The 25,907-nt window shown below is 59.4% G+C and carries 25 protein-coding genes; 11 read left to right on the forward strand and 14 right to left on the reverse strand.

Going from position 1 to position 25,907, the window contains the following annotated elements:
* The first annotated feature begins 24 nt into the window (after positions 1–24).
* Positions 25–849: an iron uptake system protein EfeO gene (gene efeO, locus ND528_RS25890; protein WP_263471522.1), complete on the forward strand. Its 825-nt coding sequence runs from the start codon at positions 25–27 to the stop codon at positions 847–849.
* Between the two features lie 105 nt (positions 850–954).
* Here the strand turns inward: efeO and pssA are convergent, their stop codons facing one another.
* Positions 955–2,298 carry a CDP-diacylglycerol--serine O-phosphatidyltransferase gene (pssA, locus tag ND528_RS25895; RefSeq protein WP_123442500.1) on the reverse strand — a complete coding sequence of 448 codons (1,344 nt, stop codon included), beginning with the start codon at positions 2,296–2,298 and terminating at the stop codon, positions 955–957.
* 215 nt (positions 2,299–2,513) lie between these two features.
* On the opposite strand from pssA, the gene ND528_RS25900 reads away from it, so the two are divergent.
* The 3 genes from ND528_RS25900 to ND528_RS25910 all read left to right on the forward strand — a co-directional run bounded on the left by ND528_RS25900 (position 2,514) and on the right by ND528_RS25910 (position 4,638).
* Positions 2,514–3,077 (forward strand): TetR/AcrR family transcriptional regulator, encoded by a 564-nt coding sequence (locus tag ND528_RS25900; RefSeq protein WP_263471615.1) that lies wholly within the window; start codon positions 2,514–2,516, stop codon positions 3,075–3,077.
* A gap of 54 nt (positions 3,078–3,131) precedes the next feature.
* Complete coding sequence (locus ND528_RS25905; protein ID WP_263471523.1) at positions 3,132–3,611, forward strand: nuclear transport factor 2 family protein; 480 nt, start codon at positions 3,132–3,134, stop codon at positions 3,609–3,611.
* Between the two features lie 247 nt (positions 3,612–3,858).
* Positions 3,859–4,638, forward strand: coding sequence for a TSUP family transporter (locus ND528_RS25910; protein ID WP_263471524.1), 780 nt, complete (start codon positions 3,859–3,861; stop codon positions 4,636–4,638).
* Here ND528_RS25910 and nudC read toward each other — a convergent pair.
* From nudC to ND528_RS25930, 4 genes are all read right to left on the reverse strand, one after another.
* Complete coding sequence (nudC, locus tag ND528_RS25915) at positions 4,606–5,436, reverse strand: NAD(+) diphosphatase (protein ID WP_263471525.1); 831 nt, start codon at positions 5,434–5,436, stop codon at positions 4,606–4,608. The two genes, ND528_RS25910 and nudC, sit on opposite strands and share 33 nt — an antisense overlap.
* Positions 5,437–5,442: 6 nt before the next feature.
* On the reverse strand, positions 5,443–6,255 hold the full coding sequence (locus tag ND528_RS25920; protein ID WP_263471526.1) for a crotonase/enoyl-CoA hydratase family protein: 813 nt from the start codon (positions 6,253–6,255) through the stop codon (positions 5,443–5,445).
* Positions 6,256–6,551: 296 nt separating this feature from the next.
* Entirely contained in the window at positions 6,552–7,697 is a 1,146-nt protein-coding gene (locus tag ND528_RS25925) for a PQQ-dependent sugar dehydrogenase (RefSeq protein WP_263471527.1), read from the reverse strand.
* A gap of 52 nt (positions 7,698–7,749) precedes the next feature.
* The gene (locus ND528_RS25930; RefSeq protein ID WP_041480395.1) at positions 7,750–8,070 is read right to left on the reverse strand and encodes a hypothetical protein; all 321 of its coding nucleotides are present in this window, start codon (positions 8,068–8,070) and stop codon (positions 7,750–7,752) included.
* A 189-nt stretch (positions 8,071–8,259) separates the two neighbouring features.
* Between ND528_RS25930 and ku the strand changes: the two genes are divergently transcribed.
* Complete coding sequence (gene ku / locus ND528_RS25935) at positions 8,260–9,126, forward strand: non-homologous end joining protein Ku (protein ID WP_263471528.1); 867 nt, start codon at positions 8,260–8,262, stop codon at positions 9,124–9,126.
* Positions 9,127–9,285: 159 nt separating this feature from the next.
* Here the strand turns inward: ku and lpxO are convergent, their stop codons facing one another.
* Positions 9,286–10,185 carry a lipid A hydroxylase LpxO gene (gene lpxO, locus ND528_RS25940; RefSeq protein ID WP_130910523.1) on the reverse strand — a complete coding sequence of 300 codons (900 nt, stop codon included), beginning with the start codon at positions 10,183–10,185 and terminating at the stop codon, positions 9,286–9,288.
* A 311-nt stretch (positions 10,186–10,496) separates the two neighbouring features.
* On the opposite strand from lpxO, the gene ND528_RS25945 reads away from it, so the two are divergent.
* Positions 10,497–10,931, forward strand: coding sequence for a short chain dehydrogenase (locus tag ND528_RS25945; RefSeq protein WP_137213566.1), 435 nt, complete (start codon positions 10,497–10,499; stop codon positions 10,929–10,931).
* 33 nt (positions 10,932–10,964) lie between these two features.
* On the opposite strand, the gene ND528_RS25950 is transcribed toward ND528_RS25945, so the two are convergent.
* The 4 genes from ND528_RS25950 to ND528_RS25965 all read right to left on the reverse strand — a co-directional run bounded on the left by ND528_RS25950 (position 10,965) and on the right by ND528_RS25965 (position 15,573).
* Positions 10,965–11,909: a class I SAM-dependent methyltransferase gene (locus tag ND528_RS25950; protein WP_263471529.1), complete on the reverse strand. Its 945-nt coding sequence runs from the start codon at positions 11,907–11,909 to the stop codon at positions 10,965–10,967.
* Positions 11,910–11,923: 14 nt separating this feature from the next.
* Positions 11,924–13,291: an iron-containing redox enzyme family protein gene (locus ND528_RS25955; protein ID WP_408005064.1), complete on the reverse strand. Its 1,368-nt coding sequence runs from the start codon at positions 13,289–13,291 to the stop codon at positions 11,924–11,926.
* A gap of 110 nt (positions 13,292–13,401) precedes the next feature.
* On the reverse strand, positions 13,402–14,331 hold the full coding sequence (locus ND528_RS25960) for a ZIP family metal transporter (protein WP_212616307.1): 930 nt from the start codon (positions 14,329–14,331) through the stop codon (positions 13,402–13,404).
* A gap of 15 nt (positions 14,332–14,346) precedes the next feature.
* Entirely contained in the window at positions 14,347–15,573 is a 1,227-nt protein-coding gene (locus ND528_RS25965) for a zinc-dependent alcohol dehydrogenase (RefSeq protein WP_110600653.1), read from the reverse strand.
* Between the two features lie 376 nt (positions 15,574–15,949).
* Between ND528_RS25965 and ND528_RS25970 the strand changes: the two genes are divergently transcribed.
* Both ND528_RS25970 and ND528_RS25975 read left to right on the forward strand, forming a co-directional pair.
* Positions 15,950–17,536 carry an ABC-F family ATPase gene (locus ND528_RS25970; RefSeq protein WP_016774693.1) on the forward strand — a complete coding sequence of 529 codons (1,587 nt, stop codon included), beginning with the start codon at positions 15,950–15,952 and terminating at the stop codon, positions 17,534–17,536.
* Between the two features lie 275 nt (positions 17,537–17,811).
* Positions 17,812–18,999, forward strand: coding sequence for an MFS transporter (locus ND528_RS25975; RefSeq protein WP_130910528.1), 1,188 nt, complete (start codon positions 17,812–17,814; stop codon positions 18,997–18,999).
* A 135-nt stretch (positions 19,000–19,134) separates the two neighbouring features.
* On the opposite strand, the gene ND528_RS25980 is transcribed toward ND528_RS25975, so the two are convergent.
* Positions 19,135–20,172: an alpha/beta hydrolase family protein gene (locus tag ND528_RS25980; RefSeq protein ID WP_263471530.1), complete on the reverse strand. Its 1,038-nt coding sequence runs from the start codon at positions 20,170–20,172 to the stop codon at positions 19,135–19,137.
* A 167-nt stretch (positions 20,173–20,339) separates the two neighbouring features.
* Positions 20,340–20,951, reverse strand: a complete 612-nt coding sequence (locus ND528_RS25985) for an FMN-dependent NADH-azoreductase (protein WP_263471531.1) — start codon at positions 20,949–20,951, stop codon at positions 20,340–20,342.
* A gap of 126 nt (positions 20,952–21,077) precedes the next feature.
* On the opposite strand from ND528_RS25985, the gene ND528_RS25990 reads away from it, so the two are divergent.
* Together ND528_RS25990 and ND528_RS25995 are read left to right on the forward strand one after the other, a co-directional pair.
* Positions 21,078–21,986 carry a LysR substrate-binding domain-containing protein gene (locus tag ND528_RS25990; RefSeq protein WP_137213560.1) on the forward strand — a complete coding sequence of 303 codons (909 nt, stop codon included), beginning with the start codon at positions 21,078–21,080 and terminating at the stop codon, positions 21,984–21,986.
* Positions 21,983–22,342, forward strand: coding sequence for an MmcQ/YjbR family DNA-binding protein (locus ND528_RS25995; RefSeq protein WP_130910532.1), 360 nt, complete (start codon positions 21,983–21,985; stop codon positions 22,340–22,342). The genes ND528_RS25990 and ND528_RS25995 overlap by 4 nt, the downstream gene beginning before the upstream one ends.
* 138 nt (positions 22,343–22,480) lie before the next feature.
* Here ND528_RS25995 and ND528_RS26000 read toward each other — a convergent pair whose 3' ends face one another.
* Together ND528_RS26000 and ND528_RS26005 are read right to left on the reverse strand one after the other, a co-directional pair.
* Positions 22,481–22,909 (reverse strand): DUF1294 domain-containing protein, encoded by a 429-nt coding sequence (locus tag ND528_RS26000; RefSeq protein WP_263471532.1) that lies wholly within the window; start codon positions 22,907–22,909, stop codon positions 22,481–22,483.
* On the reverse strand, positions 22,906–23,736 hold the full coding sequence (locus ND528_RS26005) for an undecaprenyl-diphosphate phosphatase (protein WP_263471533.1): 831 nt from the start codon (positions 23,734–23,736) through the stop codon (positions 22,906–22,908). The genes ND528_RS26000 and ND528_RS26005 overlap by 4 nt, the downstream gene beginning before the upstream one ends.
* A 306-nt stretch (positions 23,737–24,042) precedes the next feature.
* On the opposite strand from ND528_RS26005, the gene ND528_RS26010 reads away from it, so the two are divergent.
* Complete coding sequence (locus ND528_RS26010; protein WP_263471534.1) at positions 24,043–25,677, forward strand: methyl-accepting chemotaxis protein; 1,635 nt, start codon at positions 24,043–24,045, stop codon at positions 25,675–25,677.
* Positions 25,678–25,907 lie beyond the last annotated feature (230 nt).

Consider the following 25,907-nt stretch of genomic DNA (forward strand, 5'->3'; position numbering starts at 1 on the left):
CCCAACCGACACTGGAGCCGCCCCATGAAAAAGACGCCACTCGCGTTATTGCTGACCCTTGGTTTGCTCAACACCCCGCTGTCGGCGTTCGCCGCGACCGCGCCGCTGGATCTGGTGGGGCCGGTGTCGGACTACAAGATTTACGTCACCGAAAAGCTCGATGACCTGGCCAGCCACACCCAGCAGTTCACTGACGCGGTGAAGAAAGGCGATCTGGCAACGGCGCAGAAGCTCTACGCGCCGACGCGGGTGTATTACGAGTCGATCGAGCCAATTGCCGAGCTGTTCAGCGATCTCGATGCGTCCATCGATTCTCGCGTCGACGATCACGAAAAAGGCGTAAAGGCCGAAGACTTCACTGGCTTTCACCGGATCGAATATTCGTTGTTCGCGGAGAAATCCACTAAGGGCCTGGATGCATTGGCCGACGGTTTGAACAAAGACGTGCAGGATCTGCAAACCCGTGTGGCCGGTCTGACCTTCCCGCCGGAGAAAGTCGTCGGCGGCGCTGCTGCGCTGTTGGAAGAAGTGGCGGCGACGAAGATTTCCGGCGAGGAAGACCGCTACAGCCACACCGACCTGTACGACTTCCAAGGCAATATCGACGGCGCCAAGAAAATCGTCGACCTGTTCCGCCCGCAGATCGAACAGCAGGACAAGGCGTTTGTTGCCAAGGTCGACAAGAACTTCGCCACGGTCGACAAGATCCTCGCCAAGTACAAAACGGCAGATGGCGGCTTTGAGACCTACGACAAAGTGAAGGACAACGACCGCAAAGCGCTGGTCGGGCCGGTGAATACCCTGGCGGAGGATCTTTCGATGATGCGCGGGAAGTTGGGGCTGAACTGATTTTTTAGCCTCTGGTCTGGCCCCTTCGCGAGCAGGCTCGCTCCCACAGTTGGAATGCATTTCCCTGTGGGAGCGAGCCTGCTCGCGAAAGCAATTCCGGACGCTCTAGAGAATCCTGTAGAGCAACCGCTCAATCCTCACCCGACTCACCCGCTTGAGAAACTTCGCCACACCTGCCGGGTAATCCGGCAGTGTCTCCAGGGTCTGGAAACTGTCGATCCGCGTGGTATGGCGGAAGATGTTTTCCAGCTCTTTCGCCCGTGGCTCCAGCCACTCGCCTTTCGGGTCTTCGATCAGCAGCGCGTTTTCCAGATCGAGACGGAATGCGCGCGGGTTGAGGTTGTTGCCGGTCAGCAAGGTGTAACGCTGATCGATCCACATGCCCTTGAGGTGATAGGTGTTGTCGCCGTCGCGCCACAAGTGCAGGTTCAACTGGCCGCTGTCGATACTGTGCTGATGGCGTTTGGCGAAGCGGCGCAGGCTGATTTCGTATAGATACGGCAGCGCAGCGATCACCTTGAACGGCTCGCTCGGCGGAATGTAGAAATCGTTGGCGGTCTTGTCGCCGACCACGATATCGATCTTCACGCCACGGGCCAGCGCTCGATTGATCTCACGGATCACGCCCAGGGGCAGGTTGAAGTACGGAGTGCAGATAGTCAGCTGCTTTTGCGCGCTGGCGATCAGCTCGAGAATCGCCCGGTTCAGCGGGTTGTTCTTGCCGACGCCGAGCAGTGGCGTGACCGACAGCCCTTCCCGGCTGGTGCTGCCGGCGCCGGTGTCATAAGTCGCGTATTTGAGACGGCTGCGCAGGTCACCGATGTCGTTGCGCAGGCTGCGGGTAGTCGGCAGGTTGGGCAGGTCGAGGCGGTGCACGGCTTTCGATTCGATCAGGCCATGCTTGACCAGGTGATGCATCGAATCCGCCAGCTCGCGACTGTGCAGCACGTGGTAACGGTCGAAACGGTACTTGTCGAGTTTGTGCAGATAGACGTTGTTGAGGCTGGCGCCGCTGTAGACCACCTTGTCGTCAATCACGAAGCCTTTGAGGTGCAGCACGCCGAACAGCTCGCGGGTCTGCACCGGCACGCCGTAGATCGGCACTTCGCTCTGGTGCGTGCGGGTCATGTCCTGATACCAGGCGGCGTTGCCCGGCTGCTTGCCGGCGCCAATCAAACCGCGCTGGGCGCGCAACCAGTCGACCACCACGGCGATTTCCAGCTCGGGACGCTTGAGCTTGGCCGCGTGCAGAGCGTCGAGGATTTCCTGACCGGCTTCGTCCTGCTGCAAATACAGCGCGACGATGTAGATGCGCTGGGTCGCTGCGGCGATTTGCTCGAGCAGGCAGCGTCGGAATTCGGCGGCACTGGACAGAATGCTCACCGCCTCGGCGGTCAGCGCGAAGCTGCGCAGTTTGGGCAGCAGAGAACGTTTGAAAAGCAACGGCATAAGGCTCGCAAGGTTCGATTCCGAAGAGTTTGAGAGCTTACACCATCGTCTGCGCCGGGTCTTGTCAGTGTCCGTGATGGCCCCTTCGCGAGCAGGCTCGCTCCCACCGTTGAAATGCATTCCCCTGTGGGAGCGAGCGTGCTCGCGAAAGCGTTTTCACACACGCCGAAGAAATTCGCTTGACCAAGGAGAACACTCGTTCTACTGTTCGCCACATGAACGAATCAATCAGCAATGAGACACGCGACATCATTCTGGATGTCACCGAAAAGTTGATCTACAAAAGTGGTATCGCTGCCACCAGCATGGATCTTTTGGTGAAGACCGCCGGCGTCTCCAGAAAAAGCATTTACCGTTACTTTGCCGACAAGGACGCACTGGTTGTCGCAGCCCTTCAGCGCCGCGATGTTCGCTGGATGCACTGGTTCACACATGCTGTCGATCCGGCAGAAACCCCGGGCGATCGCCTGCTCAACCTGTTTACCGTGCTCAAGGGCTGGTTCGACTCGGAAGGCTTTCGCGGCTGCGCCTTTATCAACACCAGCGGCGAAACCGGCGATCCGCAGGACCCGGTGCGGCTGGTGGCCAAAGAACATAAACAGAAGCTGCTCGACTACGTGTGCGAGTTGTGTACCGAATATGGTGCCGAGGATCCGCAACTATTAGCCAGACAGTTGCTGATCCTGATTGAAGGCGCCATTACCGTAGCGCTTGTGATGGGTGATCACAGTGCCGCCGATAATGCGCAATGCATGGCGCGAAAGTTATTGGGCCTGTAACTCTTGATAAGCCGGACTTGTTGTTCATACATTAAATGAATCAGGAGATTGAACATGTCGACTGCAACCCAGGTACGTCCGCCATTGCCGCCGTTCAACCATGCGTCAGCGATCGAGAAAGTACGCCTGGCCGAAGATGGCTGGAACACCCGTGATCCGGAAAAGGTTTCGCTCGCTTACACTCTCGACACCAAATGGCGCAATCGCGCCGAGTTCGCCAACAACCGCGAAGAAGCCAAGGCGTTTCTGACGCGCAAATGGGCGAAGGAGCTGGATTATCGCTTGATCAAAGAGCTCTGGGCCTACTCTGATACACGTATCGCGGTGCGTTATGCCTATGAATGGCACGACGATTCGGGCAACTGGTTCCGCTCGTACGGTAACGAGAACTGGGAGTTCGATGACAACGGCCTGATGTTCCAGCGCTATGCCTGCATCAATGACATGCCGATCAAGGAAAGCGACCGCAAATTCCACTGGCCGCTGGGCCGCCGCCCGGATGATCATCCTGGGCTGTCTGAACTCGGTCTCTAAAGGCTACGCCGTGTAGGAGCTGCCGAAGACTGGCGATCTTTTGATCTTGATTTGATCGCTCCCACGCGCAGCAACCGGGACGCTCTGCGCCCCAGGAGATCGCAGCCTTCGGCAGCTCCTGCACGGGAACGCATTCCAAATGCAATCGGCAATGGCATGCTCTGGCTCGCCGCAACAGTTCGATACAGGTAACATAGCCGCCCTCCCCGCAGCCCATGTTCTGCGCCTTGCCGAATAAGCCGACTCCATGCCTTTCGAACTCAGCGTTGACCTCACCACCCTGGCCATTCTGGCTGCTGTTGCTTTCCTTGCCGGTTTCATCGATGCCATCGCTGGCGGCGGCGGTCTGTTGACCACGCCGGCCCTGCTGATGGCGGGCCTGCCGCCGCATCTGGTGCTGGGCACCAACAAGCTGAGTTCGACCTTCGGTTCGGCGACCGCCAGCTTCACCTTCTACAAACGCAAACTGTTCCACCCACGCCAGTGGACCCACGCGATTGTCGGCACACTGGTCGGTGCGCTCACTGGCGCGGTGGTTGCGCATTACCTGCCGGCCGAGTGGCTGAACAAAATGCTGCCGGTGATCGTTTTCGCCTGTGGCCTGTATTTGCTGTTTGGCGGCACGCCGAAAGCGCCGCTGGACAGCGACGCGCCGATCAAAAAGAAATGGCAATCGACCCAAGGCTTCAGCCTCGGCTTCTACGATGGCGTGGCCGGCCCCGGCACGGGCGCGTTCTGGACCGTGAGCAGTCTGCTGCTGTACCCGATCGACCTGGTCAAGGCCAGCGGCGTGGCGCGAAGCATGAACTTCGTCAGCAACATCGCGGCGCTGTCGGTGTTCATCTTCTCCGGACAAGTCGACTGGATCATCGGCCTGTGCATGGGCCTGTCGGTGATGGTCGGGGCTTTCTTCGGCGCGCGCACCGCGATCAGCGGCGGCGCCAAATTCATTCGTCCGGTGTTCATCACCGTCGTGCTCGGGCTGACTGTGCGCTTAGCCTGGCAACACTGGTTCAGCGTGGCCTAAGCGCCGCGCCACATAGACGTCGATCAGGTAACGGGCAATCGAACGCGACGCTGGCAACGGCGGCAACTCGTGCACGTTGAACCACTGGGCGTCTTCGATCTCGTCTTCCTGACAGACAATTTCGCCACCGGCATATTCGGCATGGAAGCCGAGCATCATCGAATGCGGGAACGGCCAGCACTGGCTGCCGATGTACTGGATGTTCTTCACTTCAATCTGCACTTCCTCGCGAACTTCGCGAATCAGGCAATCCTCGGCTGATTCCCCCGGCTCGGCGAAGCCGGCCAGCGTGCTGTAAACCCCGGTGACGAAACGCGGCGAGCGTGCCAGAAGAATTTCGTCGCCACGGGTGATCAGCACGATCATGCTCGGTGAGATGCGCGGATAGCTGCGCAGATCGCACGGCTGGCAATACATCGCTCGTTCGCGCGGTACTTGCGTCATCGGCTGGCCACAGTTGCCGCAGAAGCGATGCTCGCGCGCCCAGGTGCCGATCTGTGCGGCGTAACCGAGCACTTTGTACACGGTGTGATCGCTCTCTAGCATGAACGCCCGCAAGCCTTTCCAGCCGCAACCGGGCACTTCGCTGACGCTGCGCAACTCGAGCAGATACACCGGCTCGCCATCGAGATGACCAATACCGTGCTCAGCAAGTACCGAGAGATCCTGGCGCTTGAGCCACTCGCGCGGGAACAGTGCGCCGTTGTCATCGAACAGGAAGCCTTCCGGGCTGCGCGCTACGGCCCAGCCGCCGGGTTGATCGGTGTCGAGTACTGCAGTGGTCCAGCGAGAGGTCATGTTTACTCAATCCAGAAATTCGGGTTTCTGTTTGCTCATATGGGCGGCCATGGCCACGCGCAGATCGGTGGATTGCAGCATGGCGGCGTTCCAGGTGGCAACGTATTCGAGACCATCGTCGATGCGATGGTCGCGCATGTAGCTGATCATTTCCTTGGTGCCGGTCACGGCAATCGGCGACTTGGCAGCGATGTCCCGGGCGATGTCGAACACGCCTTCGAGCAGCGTGTCCTTGTCGCTGTAGACCCGGTTGACCAGGCCCATGCTGCGTGCTTCCGCGGCGCCAAAGGTGCGACCGGTGTAAGCCAGTTCACGCAGCATGCCGTCTCCGATGATTCGCGGCAACCGTTGCAATGTGCCAACGTCAGCGGCCATGCCGATATCGATTTCCTTGATCGAGAACTGCGCGTCCTCGGCAGCGTAGCGCATGTCGCAGGCTGAGATCAGATCAATCGCCCCGCCCAGGCAATAGCCCTGAATCGCAGCAAGCACCGGTTTGCGGCAGTTGTCGACGGCGTTGAACGAGGCTTGCAGGTTGAGGATCTTGCGCCGCAACAGGCGCGCATTGCGGCCCACGTCCTTGCCCAGTTCATTGGCGACACCCGCAAGCATCATCAGGTCGATGCCGGAAGAAAAATGTTTGCCATTACCGCTGAGGACTACCACGCGGACTTCGTCGGTATCGTCGATCCATTGGAAGATCTCGACGATCTCGCTCCAGAACGCCGCGTTCATTGCGTTGATCTTTTCGGGGCGATTGATCTGCACATGCGCGATGTTGTCGGCCAGTTCGACGCTGAAGGCGGAGTATTGAGTCATGGCAGTGATCCTTTACCGGGCGGGGATATAAGGCCCGAACTATAACAAGGCAACGGGGCGGCGGTTCGGCCAAATGCGGGACTGACTGGCGCGCCCAATATGTAGGAGCTGCCGAAGGCTGCGATCTTTTGGGACGCAGAGCGTCCCGGGCTGCATTCCCACGCAGAGCGTGGGAACGATCAAGTCTGCGGAATATGCGGGCCTCTTCGCGAGCAGGCTCGCTCCCACAGGGAGACTGCATTTCAATGTGGGAGCGAGCCTGCTCGCGAAGGCGTCGGATCATTCACCGCACGCAATCATTTCAGCCCCAGCCTGTACAGCGAACCATTCTCTTCATCCGTCAGCACATACAGATAGCCATCCGGCCCTTGGCGCACATCGCGTATCCGCTTGTTCAACTCACCCAGCAAACGCTCCTCATGCACGACTTTGTCGCCATCAAATTGCAAGCGAATCAGCTCCTGCGTCACCAGTGCGCCGATAAACGCGTTGTGCTGCCACGGCGTGAAGCGATCGGCGTCGTAGAACGCCATGCCGGTAACCCCGGGGGATTTTTCCCAGACATGATGCGGCGCCACGGTACCTTCAGCACTTTTGCCCTTGGCCTCCGGAATCGGCTGCATCGAGTAATTGATGCCATGGGTCGCCAACGGCCAGCCATAGTTTTTGCCGCGCTCGATGATGTTCACTTCGTCACCGCCACGTGGTCCGTGTTCGTTCTCCCACAGCGTGCCGGTCCACGGATTGAGCGCCGCGCCCTGCGGGTTGCGCAGGCCATAGGACCAGATTTCAGGCCGGACACCGGATTGGCCAACGAAAGGGTTATCGTCCGGCACTTTGCCATCGGGGAAGATGCGTACGACTTTGCCTTGCAGCTTGTCGAGATCCTGCGCCGTCGGCCGATCGTTGTTTTCACCCAGGGTAATAAACAGATAACCGTCGCGATCAAACACCAAGCGCGAACCAAAGTGATTGCTCACCGACAGTTTCGGTTCCTGACGGAAGATCACATTGAAGTCCTTCAGCGTCTTCAGGTCATCCGAAAGCCGTCCGCGCCCTACCGCCGTACCAGCCTTGCCGCCCTCGCCACCGCCTTCGGAATACGACAGGTAGACCATACGGTCCTGCTTGAAGTCTGGCGACAGCGCCACATCAAGCAACCCGCCCTGCCCTTTGGCCCAGACTTGCGGCACGCCACTGATCGGCTCCGACAGTTTGCCGTCCTTGCTGACGACCCGCAGATGCCCCGGGCGTTCGGTCACCAGCATGCCCTTCTGGTCAGGCAGAAACGCCAGCGCCCACGGATGTTCCAGGCCTTGGGCAATGGTGGTGACTTCAAGAATGCCCTGTTCGCTTTTCAGCTCTTTAGGCGCGGCGGCGAAGGCCGGGGCACTTATCAGCGCGGCGGCGCAGCAGGTGGCTATAAGGGTTTTACGCAACATGCACGATTCCTTTTGTTCGTGTGAAAGGCTGACAGGACCTCAGTCCCGCCGTTCAACGGTTGCTGCCGGTGCCCCGTGGGGGCGGGTTGGGAATGAAGGTTGGCGGATTGCTCGGCACCGAGCGAATGGGCTGGCCATTGCCGATACCGCGATTTTCAACGGTTGGCTGACGTGGCACGGGAACGGTGTTCGGCCCGCGAAGGGGCGGAGCACTGGGCTGGGTGCCCTGCATGCTGTTGGGGTTGGCCCGGCGGATCGGGCTGTTGTAAGGGTTATTGCTGTTGCCGGTGGGGCTTTGCGCCAGCACGACATCGGCATGCACCAGACCGCCACTGAGGGCCAGGACGGCGATGCCAATCAGAAAGCGGTTCATGAGGAATACCTCTCGATGTGCGTGGACTAGAGCCTTGGAGCCCACGCTACGCCGTGGGTTCGGATTTGTTAACCCTCGCGTCTTAAACAACATGTAACACGGCTTGACCGTACCGCTGGACGCTGCGCAATCACTGGAAACTTTCTCACCGCGCCACGGGTCACCTGATCATCACTCGGAGGACAAGTCATGGCTCGGGCAATCTGGAAAGGCGCAATCAGTTTTGGACTGGTACACATCCCCGTGGCGCTGGTTTCAGCGACGTCGTCCCAAGGCGTGGACTTCGATTGGCTCGACAGCCGCAGCATGGACCCGGTGGGCTATAAACGCATCAATAAGGTCACCGGCAAGGAAGTCACCAAAGAAAACATCGTCAAAGGCGTGGCCTACGAAAAGGGCCGATACGTGGTGCTCAGCGAGGAAGAAATCCGCTCGGCGCACCCCGTTTCCACGCAGACCATCGACATTTTTTCTTTCGTCGACGCCGAACAGATTCCACTGCAAAACATCGATACGCCCTACTACCTGGCGCCGGACAAGCGCGGTGGCAAGGTTTACGCGTTGCTGCGCGAGACGCTAAGCAAAACCAACAAGGTCGCCCTCGCCCGTGTCGTTCTGCATACCCGCCAATACCTGGCCGCGTTGATGCCGCTGGAGTCGGCGCTGGTTCTGGTGAAGCTGCGCTGGCCACAGGAAGTGCGCAGCCTCGATGAACTGGCGCTGGGCAGTGAAGTGACCAAGCCGCAGTTGGCCAAGGGTGAGCTGGACATGGCCAAACGTCTGGTTGAAGACATGACCTCGGAGTGGTCGCCGGAAGACTACAAGGACGAGTTCGAAGACAAGATCATGGCGCTGGTCGAGAAGAAAGCCCACGAGGGCAAGATCGAGGATGTCGAGACCGCCACTGGCGAGGAAGAGCGCAAGACTGCCGATGTTATCGACTTGACCGAGCTGCTTAAACGCAGCCTCGGCGGCAAGGCACCGGCCAAGCCCAAGGCCAAGTCCAGCAGTAAGGCGGCGCCGGCGAAGAAGACTCGGAAGGCGTCCGGGGAGTGAGTGTTGAATCAGATCTAAATGATTTGCAGCTGAAGGCCGCCTTCGCGAGCAGGCTCGCTCCCACAGAGGGTTTAGTTTGGATGAATTATTTGCATTCACCCAAATCAAATGTGGGAGCGAGCTTGCTCGCGAAGAGGCCGGTACTGACTCCGGAAATCTTCAGATCAGAATAAAGATCGCCAACAACGCGGCAAAAATCGCCCATTTTTCCAAGTAGTAACGCGTACGGTTGCGCTTCTTCAGATCTTTGCCGCGCAAACGAATCTTGTAGATCTTGGTAAACAAGCGGTTGATCCCACCGGTCTTGTCCCCCGCATCATTCGGCGCGCCTGCCGCTGACATCACCGTGCGGCTGAACCAGCGATTGAACGCCGCGGCCCAGCGGTATTTCAGCGGCCGTTCAATGTCGCAGAACAGAATGATTCGGTTCTGATCCGTGGTGTTTTCTGCGTAATGAATAAACGTCTCGTCGAACATTACCGCTTCGCCATCGCGCCAGTGATAGTTCTCACCGTCGACATTGATGTAGCAGCCGGGATCATTCGGCGTATCCAGGCCCAGGTGATAACGGTAGGAACCCGCGTACGGATCGCGGTGGCGCACCAGCTTCGAGCCCGGTGGCAGCTCGGCAAACATTGCCGCTTTGATCGAGCCGATGCTTTGCACCAGTTCGGTGGTGCGCGGGCACAGCTTCATCGCCGAGGGGTGACTGTCGCCGTACCACTTGAGGTAGAAGCGCTTCCAGCCAGTCTTGAAGAAAGAGTTGAAGCCGACATCGTCATACTGATTCGAGCGCTTGATCTCGCCGGCACGCAGCAGACTCTGGCCTTCCTCGCGAATCTCTTGCCAGTGCGCCTGCAATGGGCTCAGGTCGGGAAAGTCTGCCGGGTTCAGATAGGGTTTGTTGGGAATCTTCGAAAACAGATAGAGAAAGCAATTGATCGGGGCGAGAAACGTCGAATGGTCACTCAATTGCCGGCCCAGTTTGTGGCGCACGCGTCCACGCAGGTGAACGTAGGCAATTGAAATGACATAAACAGCGGCAATGATGAGTTTCACGGAAAAGGGTCACACGTCAAAAGTGAACAAACTGCGCGCGTGGCGACCTGAGGCCCAGCGTCTTATGCAGCGGTCTTGATGCACAGGGCGCGTCCTTGGCCCGCGCCGTTTCCGGGCGCTCGGTGAAGGGTGGCATTTTAGCCACACTTTGTAACCGGTAGTGAACTCTCAAGTGTGAAAAACTGTCTTGCAGATCTTTTGTGTAATAGCTGCGGTACATGAAAAACAGGCGCAACGGCCATTGCTCATTTCGATGGAACCACGCTTCGCACGCACTCCTCTATCGCTTATCAACAATGGGAGGAACCCTCATGATCGCCCCACAAACCGGTATGAAACCAGGTCAGCGCTATCGCATTGAAAGTGTCGAACGCGCGCCGCAATTCTCTGGCTTTTTTCTCGATGGCAAGTATTACCTGGGACCCGAATTGCAGACCGCGATCGGCTGGCTTGAAGGGCAGACATTTTTTTACGACCAGCTCGACCCGACCGGTGAGCCGGTGTATCCGGACAGAATTGCCGGGACCATCGAGGGCCTGACGCTGGAAATGCCGGACGGCTTGCGCCTGGAGATCGAAGAAGCGCCCTACCAGGCGGAACCTGCCGCTGCGGTGCGTTCTTCGTTTGAGGGGCGGGTCGAGCGCATCTCGCGCCTGCCGATACGCCCTTCGCCGCTGCTGGTAGCCGGTGCGGCAATGCTGGTAGGGGTTTGCCTGCTGACCATTTCGCGCATCAGAAATCGCTGAAGGCCACCGCGCGAGCAGTGGCCCAACTATCGGTCACTGCTCGCGGGTTACCGTCAGTGCGACCACGGCGATTCGCTCGGCGCGCTCGTATTCAGGCTTGAGCAATTCCTCGCTGAAAACGTCCGGATCGAGTTCGCGATAAGTCCAGCCAAAACGTTCGCCCTTGAGCAGAGGCGCCACAGCCTCGCGGAACGGATCCTGCCCGGCGACGATCGCCACGCCGGTGTACACCAGCAACGTGCCGCCGACTTCCAGACGCGGTAACGCCTCACGCACGATCCGCACCGACAAACCCTCACCCAGCGCCCCGCCGCCGTGGCGATAGGCGCGCTGTTGTTCGTCGTTCATGTACGGCGGATTGGCGATGATCAGATCGAACTGCCCTTCGACACTGGCGAGCAGATCGCTGTGATACACCAACACATTGTTTGCGCCCGCCAGCTCGGCGTTGACCGCACTCATGCGCAGCGCCCGCGGATTGATGTCGACCGCCAGCACGTCGGCATCAGGACGTGCCTTGGCCATGACGACCGCTCCGGCACCGCTGCCGCAACCGATGTCCACTGCGCGTCTGATCGGCGAAAAGCGTTGCTGCAATTGCGCTTCGATGGCCTGGGCGAAGCGATAAGTGTCGGGGCCGAAGAACACTGCGTCACTCGCCGTCGTCGGGAACGCCGAATGGGCGAACAACCGGTCATTCAGCGTCGACCAGCGCACATGGCTGCGCCAAACCGCGCCATCGCGTTCGACTACGCCGGCCTGCTCCAGCGTGGCCAGTTCCTCTGCGCGAAATAGCTCTGAAGGAAACGGCATCGACCAACCAAACACATCGCGCAGATCCTTGGCCAACGGCGTGGCAAAGCGCTGCAGAAATCGTTCGTGAGTCAATGGCGTTGGAGTAATGAAGTGATAACCACTGTCGAGCAGGCGCTTGCCCAACTCGAACAGGGCTCTATCGGATGTTTCTTGTGCCGACATGAAGCCTCCTTGTTTCAACGCAAGCGGGCGCGCAGTTGGATGAAGCGACGCGTCGCGAAAAGTCCGGCCGGGCGCCAGTGTCGCTGCGGTTGCAGCCACGGCATCAACAACGCCATTTGCTCGGCGGCAGGTTTGTCAGCCAGTGCCGCTTCCAGATTGAGCAGATCGGCATCATCGTCAAAGGTTTCCTCTACCGCAGCTTCGCGGCGTACGTAAGGCCGAGGTCGCGATGCCGGGCAATCCTGAGTGATCCAGTCGCGCAGCAGCTGTTTCTCATAGCCGTTGAACACCCCGAACATCGCCGCATCGCTACCGTCGATCAAACGCCAGAAGCGACTTTCTTCCACCGCCTCGCCGCGCTTGATCCAGCTCTTGCGCTCCAGAGCTGCAAGGAATTCGCCCATTTGCCCCGGCGTGGCCAGCCATTGATTGATGGTGCGACTTTCGATGCGGCAGTAATCGGAATGCATGTGCCGGCCAAAGACAGCCTTGCGCTCAAGCATGGCGATGACTTCATGGTCCAGATCGAACTCTGTGATCACGGCGGTTGTGCCCTTGCCGATGTCATTCAGGCGATAACCGATGGCCATGCGCCGATAGAACTCATCGCGCTCTTCGCCCAGCGGCATCAGCTCAAGCATCGATTGCACAGCCTTGCGTGCGTGCCCGGTGCTGGCGTTGTCGATGGTCACGTGCAGGCGGAAATAGTGCGGATCGATGCCCAGTTCAGCCAGCTCATAAGCACTGATCAACAAGTGCAGCGGCAGTTGCTCGTAGCCGAGGTTGAAGCCAATGACTTCCGGCAGAAACTGTCCGCCGAAGCGCCCCAGCGCCAACTGCACCGCGCCTTGCAGAAAATACTCGTCGGCAATACCGCTCAGATCGGAGCAGTCATGCTCGGCAAGCAGTTTGCGATAGATCACCACATGGTTCTGCCGAGGAACACCTTCGCCCAACTCTTCCAGATAGGTATCGAGCAAATCGTCGAAACGCGGATCCTGCCACTGCGGCAGCAACCCGGCCAGCCAAGCGCCATCGACCTCTTTGGTCGGTGCCACATGCAAGATGAAATACAACGCGTGTGACTTGTTGCGGAAATAGCGCCGTGGTGCACCTTGCTGGCGTTGTTCGAGGTACTCAGCGTATTCGGCAGCAACTCTGGCGCACCGGGTTTCCGACCATTGCAGCAGCTCTTCGGCGCTGGCCGGCAAATCGTCAGACAGCGCAGCCGCCTTGCTCAGTTGCCGACGGAGAAAGTCCAGTGCCGCACGGTCAGCCGTGGAGTCTTCTGCCAACAATCGGTCATAGAGCCGGCGCTCGGTATCCGCCGGCATGGATGTTTTACCCGAAGACTTCCTGGTCGGGATTTCGATCAGCGACATGACTCATTCCCCTGCGTTATTGGCATTGCCTATAAACGAAAGAGTGATTGGCGCTGAAAAAAATTCCTTTTTTGTGCGGGGCGATGCGCTCAGTGGTGTGCGTCGGTTGGCTAACCCAAAGCCGTGTCGAGAAACATCATCACGCCGAAGCCGAGCATCAGCCCAAGCGTGGCAGGCGTTTCGTGACCGTTGCGGTGAGTTTCCGGAATTACTTCATGGGAAACCACGAAAATCATCGCACCAGCGGCCAGGCCCATCGCCACCGGAAAGCCCAACGCAAAACTGTTGGTGATGCCCAATCCGATAATCGCGCCCAACGGTTCCATCAATCCTGAAGCGGCAGCAATCAACGCTGCACGCACGGCGGAAATGCCGGTCACCCGCAGCGCCAACGCCACAGCCAGACCTTCGGGGATGTCCTGAATGGCGATCGCAGTGGTCAGCGGCAAGCCGATTTTCATGTCGCCGGTGGCGAAGCTGACGCCGATCGCCATGCCTTCCGGCAGGTTGTGCAGGGTGATCGCCAGCACGAACAGCCAGACCCGATTGAAGCGCTTGGCTTCCGGCCCGCGCCGGCCGCTTTTTTCATGTTCGTGGGGGACGAAGCGGTCAAGGCCGACCATCAACGCCACGCCCAAAGCCATGCCGGCCACAACGACGGCAGCGGCGAGCATGGGACTGCTCACGGCCTCCTTCGCCGCCGCAATGCCCGGCAGGATCAGTGAAAAAGAGCTGGCGGCCAGCATCATCCCCGCCGCGAACCCGAGCATGGTGTCCTGGGTTCGTGAAGTAATCGCGCGCAAAGCCAAGGCCAATAACGCACCGACTGCCGTGGCCGCGAAACCCGATAGCCCGCCCAGGCTGGCGAGGCGCAAGGTGTCGCGCCCGGTACTGACCAGACCGGTGTAGCCGCTGATCAGCAGCAACACGGTTACACCGACCAGGGTCAGCCAGAAAATGCGCCCTCCCCAGCCCGTACGCGACAGGCTGACGAACCATGCGCGTACGGGAGCTGCGAATGAAGATGACGGTAGCGCCATGAAAACTCCTCGGTTTCAGGTGGCCGGTGCGAACGGTGTGGTTTCATCCAGCTGCGCCAGCGGAACATCGCTGCCACCCGGGGTCAGAATCACCTTGCGGCATTCTTCCTGCTTCTTATTGAAGATCTTGTAGCCCTCGGCCGCCTGTTCCAGCGACAGCCTGTGAGTGATGATCGCTTCGGGCTGCAACTTGCCGGTTTCGATGTAGCCAAGTAGCTCCGGCAGAAAACGCTGTACGTGAGTCTGGCCCATTTTGAAGGTCAGGCCCTTGTCAAAAGCGTCGCCGAACATGAAGCCATGGATGAACCCGGCATATACGCCCGGAACGCTGACCACTCCACCGCGCCGAACGGCAGCGATGCATTGGCGCAAGGCTTTGCCGCTGCTGCCTTCAAGCTTGAGTGTAGCCATGACGGTTTCGGTGGTGCTGCCCTTGGCTTCAAGGCCGACGGCATCGACCACCGCATCGACGCCGCGATGGCCCGGGGTCTGGCTGGTAATGGTGTCAGCAGGGTCATCGTCTTCATCGAAGTTGATCGGAATCACGCCATAGGTGCGCTGGGCGTAATCGAGGCGGTACTGGTGATGGTCGACCATGAAAATCAGCTCGGCACCGAGCATCCTGGCGCAGGCTGCGGTGAGCAGACCGACCGGCCCGGCGCCGTAGATGGCCAGACTCGAACCCTGTTTGACGCCGGCGTTGATCACCGCTTGCCAGGCGGTCGGCAGGATGTCAGAGAGAAACAGCACTTTCTCGTCCGACAGCGTGCCCGGCACCTTGAACGGCCCGGTGTTGGCTTTCGGTACGCGCACCAGCTCCGCCTGGCCACCGGGAATTCCGCCATACAGACGGCTGTAGCCGAACAGCGCTGCTGGCGGCGGAATCATTTTCTTGTTCAGCGCCGCGCCGGGGCCTTCATTAGTGGTCTCGCAGGCGGCGTAAAGCTCTTGCTGACAGAAAAAGCAATCGCCACAGGCGATCACGAACGGAATCACCACACGGTCGCCGCGCTGCACAGCGGTGACGGCTGGGCCGGTTTCTTCGACGATGCCCATGAACTCATGGCCAAAGATATCGCCGTGCTCGACGGTGGGTATTTTGCCTCGATACAGGTGCAGGTCCGATCCGCAGATGGCGGTAGCGGTGACGCGCAGGATGATGTCGTCGGCGGCTTCAAGTTTCGGGTCCGGTACGGTTTCGACGCGCACGTCATGGGCGCCGTGATAGGTCATTGCTCGCATGGCTTGGTCCTCACTCGTTTGAACGAAAATGGCTACTGCTCCACTTTCCGAAGTGAAAATGGTCGAGTGAGTTCATTCGGGTTTTCGAGATTTTGATCAGCGGATGTCGATCGCTTCTCGGACGAGCCGATGTGTACGTCCGTTTGCCTGCCATATAACTGCCGTCTGAGTTATGCGACAATGCGCGCCAATGTCCAACAAGAACCCCGTACTCGTCGCTCAGCAGCTTGCCTTCAACGGCCCCAGTTGCGGACGGCTTATGCGCGTTGGCTCAACTCAAGCACAGACTGGGGGGAGCTGGAAAAGCTCCAGATTGGTACTCAAGTCCGGTACCAGGCACCACAGACCAGCTCTAACCCATTGATAGGTAAGGTAATTGATCTCCACAGCTAACATCACGATGCAGTTTGGCGCCAAGCCGCTGTTCGAAAACGTTTCGGTCAAATTCGGCGCAGGCAATCGCTACGGCCTGATCGGTGCCAACGGTTGCGGCAAGTCGACCTTCATGAAAATCCTCGGCGGCGATCTCGATCCGTCCGGTGGCCAAGTCATGCTCGAGCCGAACGTGCGTCTGGGTAAGCTGCGCCAGGATCAGTTCGCCTACGAAGAATTCACCGTGATCGACACCGTGATCATGGGTCACGAAGAGCTGTGGAAGGTCAAGGCCGAGCGCGATCGCATCTACTCGCTGGCGGAAATGTCCGAAGAAGACGGCATGGCCGTTGCCGAGCTGGAAACCGAATTCGCCGAGATGGACGGCTACACCGCCGAATCCCGCGCCGGCGAACTGTTGCTGGGTCTGGGCATTCCGCTGGAACAGCATTTCGGCCCGATGAGCGAAGTTTCGCCAGGCTGGAAACTGCGCGTGTTGCTGGCGCAGGCACTGTTCTCCGATCCGGAAGTGCTGTTGCTCGACGAACCGACCAACCACCTGGACATCAACACCATTCGCTGGCTGGAAAACATCCTCACCCAGCGCAACAGCCTGATGATCATCATCTCCCACGACCGTCACTTCCTGAACAGCGTGTGCACGCACATGGCTGACCTGGATTACGGCGAGCTGCGTCTGTTCCCGGGCAATTACGACGAATACATGACCGTGGCGACCCAGTCCCGCGAGCAACTGCTGTCGGACAACGCCAAGAAGAAAGCGCAGATTTCCGAGCTGCAATCGTTCGTCAGCCGCTTCTCGGCCAACGCCTCGAAAGCCAAGCAGGCCACCTCCCGCGCCAAGGCGATCGACAAGATCCAGCTGGCCGAGGTCAAGCCTTCCAGCCGCGTCAGCCCGTTCATTCGTTTCGAGCAGAACAAGAAGCTGCACCGTCAGGCGGTCATGGTCGAGAAAATGGCCAAGGGTTTCGACGGCAAGCCACTGTTCAAAGACTTCAGCTTCCAGGTTGAAGCCGGCGAGCGCGTTGCGATCATCGGCCCGAACGGTATCGGCAAGACCACCCTGTTGCGCACCCTGGTCAACGAACTGACCCCGGATGCCGGTAGCGTGAAATGGACCGACGCCGCCGAGCTGGGCTACTACGCTCAGGATCACGCTCACGACTTCGAAGACGACGTCACCCTGTTCGACTGGATGGGTCAGTGGACCCAGGGCGAGCAGATGATTCGCGGTACTTTGGGCCGGATGCTGTTCTCCAACGACGAGATCCTCAAGTCGGTCAAGGTCATCTCCGGTGGTGAACAAGGTCGCATGCTGTTCGGCAAGCTGATCCTGCAAAAGCCCAACGTGCTGATCATGGACGAACCGACCAACCACTTGGACATGGAATCGATCGAGGCGCTGAACCTGGCGCTGGAAAACTACCCGGGCACGCTGATTTTCGTCAGCCACGACCGTGAGTTCGTATCGTCCCTGGCCACGCGCATCATCGAGCTGAGCCCGAACGGCGTGACCGACTTCAGCGGCACTTATGACGACTACCTGCGTAGCCAGGGTGTCGTTTTCTAAGGGCAGCTTTTAGTTTCAAGCTGCAAGTTGAAAGCCCTGTCCGTGTGACGGGGCTTTTTGCATTCGGCGGTTGGGAATTGTCGGTGCGCAGATATTCGCGAGCAGGCTCGCTCCCACAGGGGAATGCATTTCAAATGTGGGAGCGAGCCTGCTCGCGAAGGGGCCGTCAGCAGCCCCATCAATCCCAAGGGAAAGTAGTTAGCCTGCTTTCTTTTATCCCAGCCCCGCGCCATGATGTCGGCAACTCTCCCACCGCCGCCCGCGAACGAGTGCTCATGTCTGCGCAGCCACTGCCCCCGCAAAGCTCCCTGGCGATCACCCTGCAGATCGTCTCCATCGTTTTCTACACCTTCATTGCCTTTCTCTGTATCGGTTTGCCGATTGCGGTATTGCCCGGTTACGTCCATGAGCAACTCGGTTTCAGCGCGATCATTGCCGGCCTGGTGATCGGTTCGCAGTACCTCGCCACACTGCTCAGTCGGCCAATGGCCGGGCGCATGTCGGATACCCTTGGCACCAAGCGGGCGATCATTTATGGCTTGTGGGGGATTGTCCTCAGTGGCGCGCTGACGTTGCTGTCGACCTTGCTGCAAAGTTTTCCGCTGACCAGTCTGTTGATCCTGATTGCCGGGCGCTTGTTGCTCGGTATCGCCCAAGGCCTGATCGGCGTCGGCACCATCAGTTGGTGCATGGGTCAGGTCGGTGTCGAGCACACGGCAAAATCAATCGGCTGGAACGGCATCGCCTCTTACGGCGCGATCGCAATTGGTGCGCCTCTGGGCGTGGTGATGGTTGCCGAATATGGTTTTGTCAGCCTTGGCCTCGCGCTGTCGGCGTTGGCGGCAGGTGCGCTGTGGTTGATTCGCAACAAGCCTTCGGTGCCGGTGATTCGTGGCGAGCGCCTGTCATTCTGGGCGGTGTTCGGCAAGATTGCGCCGTACGGCACCAGCCTGACCCTCGCCTCGATCGGCTACGGCACGCTGACCACCTTCATCACTCTTTACTACCTCAACCGAGGCTGGACCGGCGCGGCCTATTGCCTGACCGTGTTTGGCGTGTGTTTCATTCTCTCGCGGCTATTGTTCATCTCGGCAATCGCCCGGTTTGGCGGGTTTGCCTCGGCCATCGTTTGCATGTCGGTGGAAACTGTCGGCCTGGTGATGTTGTGGCTGGCGCCCTCCACTGCGTATGCGTTGATGGGCGCAGGGCTGGCCGGGTTCGGGCTGTCACTGGTGTATCCGGCGCTGGGCGTTGAGGCGATCAAACAAGTGCCGAGTTCCAGTCGCGGATCGGGGCTGGGAGCTTATGCGGTGTTCTTTGATCTGGCGTTGGCGATCGCCGGGCCGCTGATGGGCGCGGTGGCGTTGAATCTGGGCTATTCATGGATCTTCTTCAGCGCGGCATTGTTGTCGGTGACCGGGTTGGGCCTGACCCTCGTTCTCAAGCGCCGCGCAACCTCCTGAAACCACACGATTCCCCTGTAGGAGCTGACGAGTGCAACGAGGCTGCGATCTCTTGATCTTGAAAAATCAAAGTCAAAAGATCGCAGCCTCGTTGCACTCGTCAGCTCCTACAGGAATTGGTGGGGGGTGATGAAGTTATTGATCCGCCGTCTGCATCCCCGCCCTGCTCGATTTGCCCAGTGCATGGGCAAAAAACCGTCCGGCCTCGGAGATCAGGTTGCGGTGAATATCCTCGCGATCCACCCCGTCGGCATCGGTACACAACGCTGGCATGGCGCGGATCTGCTCTTCGGTGCACGGTGCCATGAACACGAAGTGCCCTGCCCCGGCCAGCAGTTTGAAGTCCGGCGCAGTGGGCAGTTTGCGCGCCAAAGCCGCAGCGTTTTTATCGAAGGCCACCAGTTTGTCGCCGTCGCCGCTGTAGAGCAGCACCGGCACATGCACATCGGCGAGGGTATGGCGGCCGAACTTCAGGCTCAGCGGCGCCATCAGCAATAAAGCGTGAACCCGTGGATCGGCCACCGGCTGCAAGTCATCGCGATCAACAATCAGCTCGCCCTGGGTGTTGCAGGCGTCGTGATCGTCCGGGCGTTCCTGACAATAGCGGCGCAGACGATCCAGATCCGGTTGCGCCCCGGAAAGAATCAGCGCGGTCTCGCCACCGGCCGAATAGCCAATCACGCCAACCTGGTCAGCATTGACGAAAGGCGCGAGCATGCTGTCACCGAGCGTCGCGGTGATCGCTTGGGAAATCTGGATTGGCCGCCCGTAAAGATTGCTCAACGTGCCGAGTCGGCTGTGATCGCGCCAGTTGTCGCCGGGATGAATCACCGCCACCACGACAAAGCCTTTGCGAGCGAGCGACGTCGCCAGATCATGCAAGGCCAGCGGCGTGCCGGTATTGCCATGGGAGAGCATCAACATGGGAAAGCGGCCGATCGCGACCTTGGTGTCCTCACCAGCCTCCACGGAATAGCCCTCAAGCAAACTCATGTGCTCACGGTCACTGGACGGATAAAAAGCGATGGCGCGCATCGGTTGCAGGTCGAGCGGGTCGAGAAAGGTCATCTCGTGATAACCGACGCTCCAGACAGGGTGGCGCCCCGGTGCGGCCTGCACCGAATTCAGGCTGCCCAGCAGGCAAATCAGCAACATTGCACAAAGATGCCTCATGAATGCCCCACCCTGTCGGACCACATCGTCGGATGTGCTGAAACTGCATAACCCGGGCCAGATTATGTAACAGCCAGAAACAAAAAACTCCGTATTCGGCCCTTGCGGAACCAGAATACAGAGTTTTTTGGGCATTACCTGAACATCGGCTGTTCTTTACGCAAGCCTTACGCAGCGGCGAACAGTTGCTCGCTGATCTTCGCTTGTGCAGCGCTCATGGCGTTGTTGCGCACTTCTTCGCCATAGGCCAGACCTTCAGCGCGGACGATTTCGATATCGGTGATGCCGAGGAAGCCCAGTACCAGCTTCAGATATTCTTCGTGAGCGATGCCGCTGGCCTGACCGGCGTGGATGCCACCGGAAGTCGACACGATCACCACTTTCTTGCCGCCGCAGAGGCCTTCAGGGCCGGCTTCGGTGTAGCGGAAAGTCTGGCCGGCCACGGCGATGCGGTCGATCCACGCTTTGAGCTGGGTCGGCACGGTGAAGTTGTACATCGGCGCGGCAATCACCACGGCGTCGGCAGCGATGAATTCGGCCAGGGTCGAAGCGCTCAGCTCGGCTTCGTGCTGTTGCGCAGCGTCGCGCAGTTCGGCGGTGGTGCCGGCGGCAACCAGTGTGGTCGACGAGAAGTGGCTGATCGCGTCGGCGGCCAGGTCGCGGTAGGTGACTACGGCGCTTGGCTCGGTGGCTTGCCAGGCGTCGACGACTTGACGGCTCAACTGACGGGAAGCCGAGTTGTCGCCGAGAATGCTCGAATCGATGTGCAACAGTTTCATATGGGTTCTCCTGAAAGAATCGCCGGCGGCGACGGAATGGAGACAATCCTACGCAACAAACCAATAGCTGATTAGTCGCCGACGATGCGATAGTTCGTCCCATTGATAGAACGACTGGAAACGCGCATGCAGGACCTCAACGATCTCTACTATTTCGCCAAGGTGGTCGAAGCCGGCGGATTTGCCGCCGCCGGGCGCCTGCTCGGCATTCCCAAGTCACGGCTTTCAAGAAGGATCGCCGAACTGGAAGAGCGCCTCGGCGCACGTCTGCTGCAACGCACCACCCGCCAACTCAATCTCACTGCCGTCGGTGAACGCTATTTGCGCCACTGTCAGGCGATGTTGCTGGAAGCGGAAATGGCCGATGAAGCGGTAGCAAGCATGTCCAGCGAGCCGCGCGGGCGCTTGCGGGTGTCGTGCCCTACCGGTCTGGCCCATGAAATGCTGCCGACGGTAATCAGCGACTTTCTCGGCAAGTTTCCGCAGGTGCAGCTGGAGGTCGTACTGCTCAATCGCCGGGTCGATCTGGTCACCGAAGGCATCGATGTCGCTTTGCGCGTGCGCGATCACGGCGATGAAGATCCGTTGCTGGTAACCCGGCGCTTGCGTCAGGCCCAAGCAGTGGTGATCGCCAGCCCGGCCTTCATGGAAGGCAAAACCATCAATCATCCGCAGGACCTGAAGAATCTGCCGGTGCTCGGCGCGCTGGAAGCCGATCGGATGGTGCATGTGCGTCTGCTTGATCAACAGGGCAAGAGCGTCGATCTGAGCATGGAAGCGCGGTTGGGCATCGATGACTTCGTAGTGCGCAAGGCCTGCGTGCTGGCCGGTCAGGGCTTTACCGTGCTGCCGATGATGTTCTGCGAAACGGAATTGCGTAACGGCACACTGGTGCAGGTGCTGCCGGAGTGGTCATTGCCCGGCGGCTGGTTGCAAGCGGTGTATCCGCACCGGCGCGGAGTGATGCCGGCGGTACGCGCATGGATCGATCACCTGGTCGAATCGTTCAATGCCTGCGGGGACAGGTTTCTATGAAACAAGGAAGAATGAGCGAAGCCGAGGTTGCCGAGTTTTGTCTGGCCCTGCCCGGCGCGCGGGAAGACTACAAATGGGGCGGCGTGCGGGTATTTTCGATTGCCGGCAACAAGATGTTTGCCTTGCAGGGGCTGCGTGGGGATTCGCTGGCGTTCAAGGTCGACAAGGATCTGTTTCTCGGCCATTGCGACCGCCCCGGGATTCATCCGGCGCCGTATCTGGCGCGGGCGCAGTGGATCATCATGCATCCGCCCTACCCGCTGGGTGCCGAGGAATTGCGGGGTTTGTTGCAGCGATCGCATCAACTGGTGGTGAGCAGGTTGCCTAGGAAAACCCAAATCGGCCTGAAGCTGTAAACCGATCCCGTGTAGGAGCTGCCGAAGGCTGCGATCTTTTGGGACGCAGAGCGTCCCTGGCTGCATTCCCACGCAGAGCGTGGGAACGATCAATCAAAAGATCGCAGCCTTCGGCAGCTACAGAGGAATGTGTTTTCCTCAGATCAGCGACAGCAAGTTCGATCCGAGAAACATCTGGTCAATCCAGAACACCTGATGCAACAACACGATCGCCCAGAACAGAATCTGAAACGACACCTTGCGGGTCTTGTGCCGGAACACCTGCTGCGCGACCAAGGCGCCCGGCCAGCCGCCCGCCAGTTCTAACGCATGCAGGATGTTTTCCGGGGTGCGCCAGGCGTCGGCGCGAGCTTTGCGTTTGTCGGCCCAGTACACAAAGAACGCCAGCACACTGACAATCCCGTACGCCGCCAGCGGCACCGGCGAGATGCCGCTGAGCCACATCGACAGCGAGCCGAACAACGGCAGCGCGCAGACGATCAACAGTACCAGCAGTTTCAACCTCAGATGCTGAACGCGCCCGCCCGCAGGCCGGCCTTCCGGGCGGCGTCCGCGGGAATCATTCATGCCTTCGCTGCCGACCAGTCCACCCAGCCGAACTGCCAGGTCGCCAGGATGAACAGGCCGAAGGCAATCCGGTACCAGGCAAAGGCTGCATAGCTGTGGCCGCCGATGAACTTGAGCAGGCCGCGCACAGCGATCATGGCGAAAATGAATGCCGTGACGAAACCAATCGCGAAAACCGGGAAATCCGCCGGCACGAACAGATCGCGGTATTTGTAGCCCGAATACACCGCCGCACCGACCATGGTTGGCATGGCGAGGAAGAACGAGAACTCGGTGGCGGTCTTGCGTGACAGGCCGAACAGCAGGCCGCCAATAATTGTCGAGCCGGAACGCGAGGTGCCTGGAATCATCGCCAGGCATTGCGCGAAGCCGATTTTCAAGGCGTCAGTCCAGCGGATCTCGTCGACGGTTTCGGCATGCACTTCATGCTGGCGCTGTTCGGCCCACAACATGATGATTCCGCCGATGACCAGCGCTGCGGCCACGGTAATCGGGTTGAACAGGTATTCGTGGATCAGATCGGCAAAAATCACCCCGAGCACTACGGCTGGCAGGAAGGCGATCAACAGGTTGGCGGTGAAACGCCGTGCACTCGGCTGGGTCGGCAGACCGATCACCACGTCGAGGATCTTGCGGCGAAACTCCCAGACTACCGCGAGAATCGCGCCGAGCTGGATGATGATATTGAACGCCATGGCCCGTTCGCCGCCGAAGTTCAGCAAGTCGGCAACGATGATCTGGTGTCCGGTACTCGAAATGGGCAAAAACTCCGTCAGCCCTTCTACAACGCCTAGTATCAGTGCCTGCAAGGCAGTCCAAAGATCCATCAATCCCCCAGAGAGCGATGCACACCGGCATGCCCCGATAGTATTTTCTAGTGTTCACTGCGTTCAGCGTAGCTGGTTGAAGCTGTACCGATTCCGCGCGCACAGGATCCACACGAAACGGTAAAAATTCCGTGAAATTTCAAAAACGGATTCAGGTTTTCACGCGCGGGGCCGAAATCTTAACAGACAAGCCTTAATAGCGCTTCCCGCGTTGAAAGGCTTGAATCGCGCAGTCCCGAGCACTCAGCTGTGGCTGGATGCTGGCGATCGTTTATTACAAGAACAAGAATCCGGAGTGACAGCGTTATGAACAGCTTGCGCAGTGTGTCGATCAGCCGACGCTTGTGGCTCATCCTGGTGGTGGCGGTGGTCATGTTGCTGACCTTGGGCGTGCTGATGCTCAAGCAGATCCACGACGACCTCTACAGCGCCAAGGCGCAGAAAACCCAGCATGTGGTGCAGACCGCCAGCGGCCTGCTCACCTACTACCACGGCCTGGAAACCGCCGGCACCTTGACCAGGGATGCCGCGCAGAAACAGGCGCTGACCGCAATCCGTGGCCTGCGCTACGACCAGAGCGACTACTTCTGGATCAACGACCTCACCCCCGTGATGGTCATGCACCCGACCAACCCCAAACTCGAAGGCCAGAACCTCTCGGCGATCCGCGACCCGGACGGCTTTGCGGTGTTCAACGAAATGGTCGCCATTGCCAAGGCCAAGGGCGCTGGCATGGTCAATTATCGCTGGCCGAAACCGGGGGCGACGGATCCGGTGGCGAAGACTTCCTATGTGAAGCTGTTCGAGCCGTGGGGCTGGGTGATCGGTTCCGGCGTGTATGTCGACGACGTGCAGGCGGAATTTCAGGGACAAATGATCAAGGCGTCGGCAATCGGCCTGGCGATTGCGCTGATCATGGCGCTGCTGGTGATCCTGATCGCACGCAGCATCGTCCGTCCGTTGCAGGAAACCGTGAATGCGATGGCCAACATCGCCAGCGGCGAAAGCGACCTGACCCGCAGCCTCGATACTTATGGCAAGGATGAAGTCACCGAACTGGCCCATCACTTCAATGCCTTCACCGCCAAGTTGCGTCGGGTGATTGGTGAGTTGCAGGTGTCCGCCAGTGCCTTGGGTCAGTCGTCCAGCGAGCTGGGCAACGACGCATCGCAGGCGCAGCAGCGCAGTCAGCAGCAATCGCAGCAGATGGAACTGGTGGCCACGGCAATCAACGAAGTTACCTACGGCGTGCAGGACGTGGCGAAAAACGCCGAACACGCCGCCGCTGAAATGCGTGATGCCGAGGCGCAGGCGCAACAGGGCCAGATCAACATTGACGGCAGCTTGCAGCAGATCGACAAACTCTCGGGCACGATCGATCAGGCGGTGGAAGTGATCCGCACCTTGGCTTCCGAGAGCACGCAGATTGGCAGCGTACTGGAGGTGATTCGCTCGATCGCCGAGCAGACCAATCTGCTGGCGCTCAATGCGGCGATTGAAGCAGCACGTGCGGGTGAGCAAGGTCGTGGGTTCGCCGTGGTAGCCGATGAGGTGCGCTTGCTGGCGCAACGTACGCAGAAATCGACGGCGGAGATTCAGTCGATGATCGAGCGCCTGCAGAATCATTCGGAGGCTGCGGTGAAGGTGATTGGCGACAGCAGCAAAGCCTCGCAACTGACCATTGAACAGGCGGGACTGGCCGGGGCGAGTCTCAATGCGATTGGCCAGGCGTTGCGTAATCTGAATGGGCTGAATGCCTCGATCGCCAGCGCCACGTTGCAACAGGCGCATGTGGTCGAGGACATCAACCAGAACGTGACCCAGGCGGCCGGGCTGTCGCACAGCACTGCGTTGGCGGCTGAACAATCCAGTGCAGCCAGTCTGCGACTTGGACAACTGAGCGAACAGCTCAACGGGTTGCTGCGCCAGTTCCGGGTCTGACCGGTCACCGAGGTGAGCCCACCCCTCACCCCAGCCCTCTCCCCGAGGAGAGGGAGCCGACCGAGGGGTCTGGCGTCATACATCGACCTGAGCAATCGAGTCGATTATGGATTCAACGAAAATCGTTCAAACCGACGCTGCTCCAAAGCGTCCCCCAATCAGTCCCCTCTCCCTCCGGGAGAGGGTTAGGGTGAGGGGGCTTTTGATCTTACTAATGCAGTACAATCCGC

This window comes from Pseudomonas mercuritolerans, assembly GCF_025706525.1.
Lineage (GTDB): Bacteria > Pseudomonadota > Gammaproteobacteria > Pseudomonadales > Pseudomonadaceae > Aquipseudomonas > Aquipseudomonas mercuritolerans.